At 56.3% G+C, this 7949-nt stretch carries 5 protein-coding genes; 2 read left to right on the top strand and 3 right to left on the bottom strand.

All coding sequences use genetic code 11. The features are described 5' to 3' along the window. Positions 1 to 145 precede the first annotated feature (145 nt). Positions 146 to 859, top strand: coding sequence for an aromatic aminobenezylarsenical efflux permease ArsG family transporter (locus tag H5U08_RS06085; RefSeq protein ID WP_297031277.1), 714 nt, complete (start codon positions 146 to 148; stop codon positions 857 to 859). Positions 860 to 890: 31 nt separating this feature from the next. Here H5U08_RS06085 and H5U08_RS06090 read toward each other — a convergent pair whose 3' ends face one another. Genes H5U08_RS06090 through H5U08_RS06100 form a run of 3 tightly spaced genes read right to left on the bottom strand, consistent with a single transcriptional unit; the run spans position 891 to position 5238 of the window. Beyond that, on the bottom strand, positions 891 to 3908 hold the full coding sequence (locus H5U08_RS06090) for a hypothetical protein (protein WP_297031279.1): 3018 nt from the start codon (positions 3906 to 3908) through the stop codon (positions 891 to 893). Then, a complete protein-coding gene (locus H5U08_RS06095) occupies positions 3905 to 4846 on the bottom strand; it encodes an ABC transporter ATP-binding protein (RefSeq protein ID WP_297031281.1) in 942 nt (313 codons plus the stop codon). Before H5U08_RS06095 ends, H5U08_RS06090 begins: the two co-directional genes overlap by 4 nt. Next, positions 4843 to 5238 carry a GntR family transcriptional regulator gene (locus tag H5U08_RS06100; RefSeq protein ID WP_297031283.1) on the bottom strand — a complete coding sequence of 132 codons (396 nt, stop codon included), beginning with the start codon at positions 5236 to 5238 and terminating at the stop codon, positions 4843 to 4845. Before H5U08_RS06100 ends, H5U08_RS06095 begins: the two co-directional genes overlap by 4 nt. A 232-nt stretch (positions 5239 to 5470) precedes the next feature. Here H5U08_RS06100 and H5U08_RS06105 point away from each other — a divergent pair, with 232 nt between their 5' ends. Then, positions 5471 to 7780, top strand: a complete 2310-nt coding sequence (locus tag H5U08_RS06105; protein WP_297031285.1) for a glycosyl hydrolase family 28-related protein — start codon at positions 5471 to 5473, stop codon at positions 7778 to 7780. The last annotated feature ends 169 nt before the right edge of the window (positions 7781 to 7949 follow it).

Genomic DNA, 7949 nt, shown 5'->3' on the forward strand with positions numbered 1-7949 from the left:
CACACGCCTTATTGCCGATAACCTGAAAAAGATGCTCCAGGATATAACAGGTTAGTTGGGTGCGGAGTAGTTCCGTCTTGCATAGCTGATGGAAAGATGTGAAAAAACACGCAATGTAGAACAATATTAAAAAGGACACACCGCTATGGCAGTCGAGAGTTCTGTGCCGCTGGTGGGGGTGACACTTCTCGGTCTTGCGACGGCTGTGGCGCCGTGTCCGTTAGCCACAAATATCGCGGCGGTCACCTACATTGCGCGAAAGCTGACAGACCGGCGCTGGGTCGTGACCAGCGGAATCCTCTATACTCTGGGACGTTCCGTCACATATGCGGTGCTCGCCGGTATTTTGAGCGCGGGCCTCACGAGTTTGCCGGGCCTTTCCACAAGCCTGCAAAAGTACGGACATTTATTTCTCGGGCCACTTCTCATTGTGTTTGGGATGCTGCTTCTTAGCTTGATTTCGATTCCTCTACCGCAGGCGCAGGCCGGGCACGCACAAAAGATCGCCGATCGATTTGGCGTTTTGGGAGCGTTTCTCCTTGGCGTGCTTTTTGCGCTGGCTTTTTGCCCAACGTCGGCGGCATATTTTGGAACTGTGGTCACGCTACTCGCTACCCGCTCGGTGGGATCGCTGGGGCTCGCCTTCCTGTATGGCGTGGCCACAGGGGTGCCCGTTCTCGTGTTCGCTCTGCTCGTGGTCTTCGCCGCCAGTTGGGTTGGCCGGGCCTTCGCCGCTGTAACCGTTATTGACCGGGTGGTGCGAACGGTCACGGGGATTGTATTTCTTCTTATTGGGATCTATTTTGTTCTTCTCTATAACTTCGATCTTCCCGTGAACATCTTCGATATTCTCTCCTAGCGACGACTATTGCGGGAAAAGAGCCGGACCATTAAGGGTTTTCCTTTTGCGGTGGGGCCCCACTGAGCCGCGGCGGAGCAAGCGACCAGACGATCAGCACGCCGGATTCCGGGAACACGGACCTCGTGGAAGCCCGCACGGCCTGGGCATGTTGATCGGCGTCCGTCGGCCAGCCGTCGCGAGCAACTCCGAGGAGTCCTGGAATCGCCAGGCACGGACCTTTCAGCTCGGGGTGCACACGCGCGGATGCCTCCGTACTAGCCGGAAAGTAGATAAACGCATCTTGCTTGCCGGGAACGCTTGGTATCACGAGAAGATAATGGGGAGCCAGTTCGGTCAGCCGATCTGGCAGATGTCCGTTGTCGATCTCATAGGCCCGAAGGGCCATCCGCAGAAGCGTCGCACGGACCGTGAGATCGATTGCCCGGTGATTGAGAAATTCATGATAGACATACGAACTGATCCACGCGGGAGCATCATGAAGAAAAGGATAACCCGGGATAAACAACGCGTCATCCACAATCTCCTGTTCAGCCTCGGGTGGCAGCCGATCGGCTTCATATTGTTGCGCCACGGCGAGCCAATCAGAAAAAATCCGATCAATGCGTTTTTGGTAACTGGTTTTTTCGCCGGGGAGATAAACAGCCCACTTCGGCCAGGGGGGTAAGCAAAACCCGTCCTGTGAGGACCGTTCTCGGAAAATAACATCGTGCCAATAACGATACATGAGGAGTATTCGCTCATCAAAGGGCATTCGCTCGCTTTTCCAGGTGTCGTAAACTTCACGCAGTGCCCGGCGAATATTCTCGGATGTTTGTCCCGGCGCGTGGCACCATGCCCAAACGGCGTCCGCCCACGCCCTCCAATCCCGTTCGGTTGTGGGACCGTAATCAGTAGAGCCTGCCGCAACAATCAGGGGTCGGGTTCGATGCGCCCGCAGCCGCAGGCACAGGTCGGCCGTGAAGAAAATCCGTGCATACTCCAGATGATGATGCTCGATGGCCTGGTTGACCAGGCGTTCAAAGAAAACAGTGTAGAAAAAGCGGGAAGAGACGAACTTATCGTCCACGCTGAATACAGTCTGCGTCGCTGAGTCCTCAAACAGATCCGCGACAAGCGGGTCTGAATAAGGCGTCTTTGTGAGGTCCGCGAGCTGTTGTATAAAAGTGGAATTGTGCGAGACACGTGTCCATAGCTGCCGACTATAGTCGTCATCGACGCTTGTTTTATCGGCGAATAACGAGGTGTTATACTCGGCGTCAAACCGCTCGATTGCTTCCAGCACGGATATTGTCTGGAGCACGCCGGCCGTTTGCGTATCAGCCTTGGCTGCCGAAGGTGATCCCTGTATGACCGTCATCGAGACCCGCAGCGTCTCGAATTTCGACCTTTGGGGACCTTGAATGAAATGCACGCGAAGTGCAGACAGGATAAGCCACATCACTACGAGTGTCCACAAGACAGGACTGCGGACAATCGCGGACCAGCCGTTGTCGAGATGCCGTCGAAGCCACGGCCGAAGGGATACCATCGTCTGCGCCAGAACACCAGCCGAAAACACCAGGAAGCGGATTGCGAACGCCAGCCCCGGCCAGAGTTCGTCCCAGCCAACCGGAAAGAACTCTCCGGGAAGATACAGTCCCAAAAACAATAAAAACCAGGTCACCACAAAGGCGTGAATAATATTGGGAGATGCCATGCCCGCGAGTTGTCCCGCGGCGTACCAGCCAATCGCGGAGATGATATAGGCCAGCCAGTCGGGAGACGGCCGAATATCTCCCGGCAGGAAAATGGATTGCCGGAAGCCTGAAAAGACCAAGTCGCAGAGTATCCCGGCGACACACCAGGCAATCAGCCATGGAAATGCCCAGCGCTGCCGCGACCACCAGATCACTCGTGGCGAAATTGGTAATGCCGCGAGGAAGTTACGAGTCGAACCACCGCAATCGAAAATAAAAGTAGAAATGCCTGTCACCGCGATGGCCATCGGGGGAACGAGGATCAGGGCATACAGCCCATACTTGTCGCACCATTCCCTGAAGGCATCGGGTGATAGCCACTGGGTGCTCAGGGCGCTGATACATGCCAGAACGAGTATGTACACAAAGAGGAGCATTTTAAGAAAAAATGCCCATCCGCCCAGGTGTCGCTCATGAAGCCACACCAGATATCTCACGGGCGAGGCACTTAAATTCAGTATTGCAGGAGTTGAAAAACGGGAGACGATCTGGCGAACCCGCAGGGGTGCCGAAAACCCTCCCAATCGAAGGAGCAGAAGGCGGCTTTTCAGCCAGCGAAGCGGTTCGTCGGAACTTTTCAGCCACTTTTTCACGAGAATCGCATCAATCATTAGAACACCGGCCACAACAAGAAGACGGACCGGCAGCAACCGGCCCGACGACTCCCAGGTAAAAGTACCGAACTTGGGTATAAACTGATCGGGAAAGAATACTTGCTCCAAGTTGTAAAAAGCGATGACAATAAAGACGTCAAGAACGTAGGCCACCGCCGCCCCCATCACAGCGGACCAGATCACACGCGGCACAAGGATCGAAAAAAAGAGCCCCCATGCGAAGAACTCTCCCGCCAGCCCCGCCCAAAAAAGTGCGTTCAGCGAGACGTCCCATGGCCATTCTTCAAACCGCGAATAGCTGTGGGTCAGCCAGCTTGCGGCGCTGCCAATCACAAAGCCCATCAACAAGCAGACGGCCACTCCCGATAGAGCGACAATACTCAGGGCAACCATGAGGCGCGAAGCCTTGATGGGGAGGGCACGAAGTAACGTGTCCGTCCTTCGTTCGGTTTCGCCTGCAAAGGCCATGGCACCGAACGCCAGCGCGAACAAAGCGGCGCCCACAAACGGAACCACTGCCAGCGGTTGGATGGGGTGATTGTTTGCGACGAAGAAAACGGCCAGCAGGGAGGGAATTATTCCCAGGGCCAGCATGAGAACCTGTGTTTCACGCCAGTATTTCCACACCAGGGCGAGAGTTTCAAAGAGGAAGTCGCTGACAAACACCGGGCTGCGTCGGGCAAGAGCCATCTTCATGGTGCTTCCTCCATCTGCCGGGAAAAGGCCGGTTCCGTTTCCCGATTCATGTAGGCTGTGAAGATCTCTTCCAGCGAGCATGGGAAAGCATCGATTGAGCGAAGGCCGGAAATGGTCGCCTGACGAATGGGTTCCGAGTCGCCGGAACTCCGCGCGATGATATGGCACTCCAGTCCTTCGCGTTTCTGTTGTATGATTTCTAGGGGAAAAGAAGTAAGAATATTCAGAAAAGCGTTTAAAGATTGAGGATTGTCAAATATCAGCACCCACCGTCGTATTTCACGCTTGAGTTTTTCCACCTCGTCAACGAGAATCAACTGGCCCTCTTTGAGAAAGCCGACGACATCGGCGACACGCTCCACCTCGTGGACCTGGTGGCTGGCGAGAAATACTGTTTTTCCGGTGGCCGCGCGATCGACCATGCTTTCCAGAAACTGCCGTCGGACAATCACGTCCAGGCCGGAAGTGGGCTCGTCGAGGATGAGGAGATCGGGATCGTGGCTGATGGCGAGGGCCAGCAGGACCATCGCCCGCATGCCTTTGGAGAGCTCTTTTATTTTCTTTTGGGGATCCAGTCCAAATTTTTTGATATGCTCCAGATAAGCAGTAAAATATCCGGCCGGATAAAACGCAGCACAGAACTGGCCAATTTCATCCACGCGCATCCACTCGTACAGGCCGGGCTGTTCAGGAACATAACCGACGCGGCGACGAATCTCGAGCGACTCACGCTGGCAATCATGGCCGAGAACTTCCGCTTTGCCGTCGTCCGGGTCGAGCAGCCCCAGCAGAATCTTGATGAGCGTGGTCTTCCCGGCACCATTCCTCCCCAAAAGGGCCCACACCACACCGCGGGGAATTTCCAGCGACACCCCGCGGAGCGCTTCCACTTTTCTGAATTTCTTGGAAACGTTTTCCACGCGAATGACGGGATTCATGACGCGTTCTCCTGCTGTGGCAGAGAGCGGAGCAGATCGCGCAGCATCCGCTCAAGTTGACGAGGTGTGATCTGAGCCCGCAACGCCTCATCCACGACCTGCTTGAGCCGCTCATACACCCACCGTTCCCTGTCCTGGCGGCAGCGTTTCGGGGCGTCCTCCGCGACCGCCAGTCCCACGCCCCGCTGGGGGGTCAGGATTCCTTCCTCCTGCAGCTCACGGTAAGCGCGGGCTACGGTGTTGGGGTTGACGGCGAGCTGGCGGGCCATTTCACGGACGGAAGGCGTCAGCTCTCCCGGCTGAAGTGCGCCCGACGCCACGGCAAATTTGATCTGTCGGGCGATTTGCTCATAAATAGGGGTGGCATCAGCCGGGTCAACGCGGACGTACATGCGTCTGTCTCCTGTACTAGCTCACTAGTACAGTATATCACCCGGCCACGGCTTGTCAAGTGTTCCGCGTCCAAAAATGCCGAGGCGATTTTCGACAGTGCCCACCGACTGGTGACTGATCGTTCATTAGGTCACAATATTGCCTGCGGCTTTCATCCCTGCCAGCAAATGGAGACCATCTACCATGTTCCACCAGACACCGCGTCATTGTTGGGTCAGGTTGCTCGGATCAGTGTTGTTTGGCGAAATTCTGATACTCATCGGCGGCACAGGCGGGATACTCACATTGGGCGCTGAAGAGGAGTTTGTCGGACCGTTCCCAAGCTGGTTGGATGTACGCCGGGACTTCGGAGCAGTGGGCGACGGCGTTGCGGATGACACACCGGCTATTCAGCGCGCCCTTGATGCGATTCGCAGCCACCAGCAGGCGTCCGTGCTCTATTTCCCCGCGGGGACTTATCGTCTGACTCGCCCTCTCAAAACTGTTCGCCAGGCCCACACGGACAATATGGTCTCCCTCGTCGGCGAGGCTCCCGATAAAACAGTCCTTTTGTGGGACGGGCCCGAAGGCGAGACGATGCTCCAATGGGACGCATGGTATTCAAAGATTTCGCGGATGACGTTCGATGGGCGTGGTCGGGCCGGCGTTTGTTTATTTTACGGGCCCTCTTTCTCCACATATAACGAAACAAGCGATCTTATATTCCGGGATGCCGAAAATGGCCTTGTCTTTGGTGGACCACAAACCGCCGGCCAGGCGGAAAATGAAGTGCTCCGCTGCCGGTTTCTGCGTTGCAAAACGGGCATTCAAACGGTCAACTGGAATTCGATGGATATATGGATTTGGTATTGCTGGTTCGAAGATTGTGAGCGATCCATCCATAACGTGATGGGCAACTGGCATGCGTGGCATAATGTTTTTATTCGCTCTCGTGTATCGGACGTAAGTATCGCCAATCTCATGGTCTTTTCTATAGTGAATAACGTAAGCGTAGGATCGCGTTGTTTTCTGGATTTTTCCAGCGGACACACCTGGGGGTCGCCCACCAGTATCACCGGCAACAGGATCATCGATCCAACAGGCGACTGGGCCATGGTTTTGGACAACGGCGGACCGTATTTGGTGGTGGATAATCAATTTCGACTTCGGCCGAATACTCGCGCGGTGAGAATGACCTGGGCCGACCAAACCCTCGTTGGAAACGTATACACGCAGAACAACGTCGTCGAAGAACGCGGACGCTTCCGGAGAATAGCCGAACGGGTTGTCTCGCCGGATCAGATTTCGGACGCCCTCCCAGAACTACCACCGGTCCCGCCAAAGAAGAATCGTCCAATCATCGAAGTACCACCCAACGCCGGAGCGGGGGACATCCAAAAGGCCATCGATCAAGCGGTACAGATGGTCGGGGAACGGCCCGTGGTTCATATTCCCATGGGAGTTTATCAGATTGACCGCACCCTGGTTATTCCCCCTGGGGCCGACCTCCAGTTAGTCGGTGATGGTGCCAGTGAGGTTGCCACACGGTTGGTGTGGACTGGGTCGCCGGATGGTTGTCTTGTCCACATCGCGGGGCCCGGACAGGTGTCGCTGCAGGATCTTCACTTAAATGGTGGCTCGGCCTCAGCGCTGCTTGTAGAGTTGCCGGATGACGCCAATTCTCGCCTGCTGGCCGATCAGCTTAACGTGACCGGTTCGTCGTCCAGCCACGGGGACGAGCTGCCCGCGGCCCTGCGTGTGGAAGGGCTGAGCGAGGCCACGGTCCAGTTCCGCGCGCTCCAGGGGAGTGGGCAGGCGGGTCGGTGGGTGCAGGTGATCGGCCCCACTCGTGCACCTCGCGTTCCCGTCGCCATTTTCACGGGTGCGACAGGTTCCGCGGTGGGGCAGTACGAAGTTCGCAGCGGAGGTGCGCTCGTCGTGCGCAGTGTTTATCATGAGCGGAGTTCCGACGCCGTGTGCGGCCTCCATCTTTTTGACAGCGGCCACCTCTCCATCGACGCCACACGGTTTTCTTACGCGACGAGTCCGAATGCACCGACCGTTTTGGTGGAAAATTTTCGCGGGTTGTGCACGCTGGCAACCTGTCTTTTCATGCCGGTGGCCACGGAAGATCCCTGCCGCATCGAAATCCGCGGCGACGGCAGCCAAACGAGCGTGCTGGCTTTGAATAATCAGTTTTGGGTGACCAAACCGCCGGCGACGAGCGAGACGATCTGGCTCAATCGCGCTCAGCCGCCGGCGCAAGGCGGATTGGTGGGATGCAATATCAACACCAGTAACAAATTGGTGGCCGCGAAGGGGTTCGAATTCCTCAGGAATGTGCCGGACAGTCCCGATCCTGCCCCCTCATCCCAGGGTGCGTCTTCTTTCCAGGACCGCGGTGCTGTCAGTGATGAAACGATCATGCGGCACCTTCGGTGGCTTCGCGAAACAGTCCCCTGTTATCCAGGCAGGATGAGCGGCGAGACGGAAATCGTCATTCGCCGGGTGATCGCCACCGGCCAGGGGAAGGTGACGGTATGCATCCGCGGCAGACGATAAAGAATGGAATATCTTTTATCGAGGATTCGAATAATCCTGCGGGTACTTTCTATGCTATGTATCCGCCCGTCAATCGTCATAGTGGACGTAAATAAAGCGATATTCAGCGGAAAATTATCAGCGGCGTCGCGAGGGGCCTGCGGTGGGAGCCTGCCAGGTGTCTTGCAGG

The organism is Thermogutta sp. (assembly GCF_014359955.1).
In the GTDB taxonomy this organism is placed as follows: Bacteria; Planctomycetota; Planctomycetia; order Pirellulales; family Thermoguttaceae; genus Thermogutta.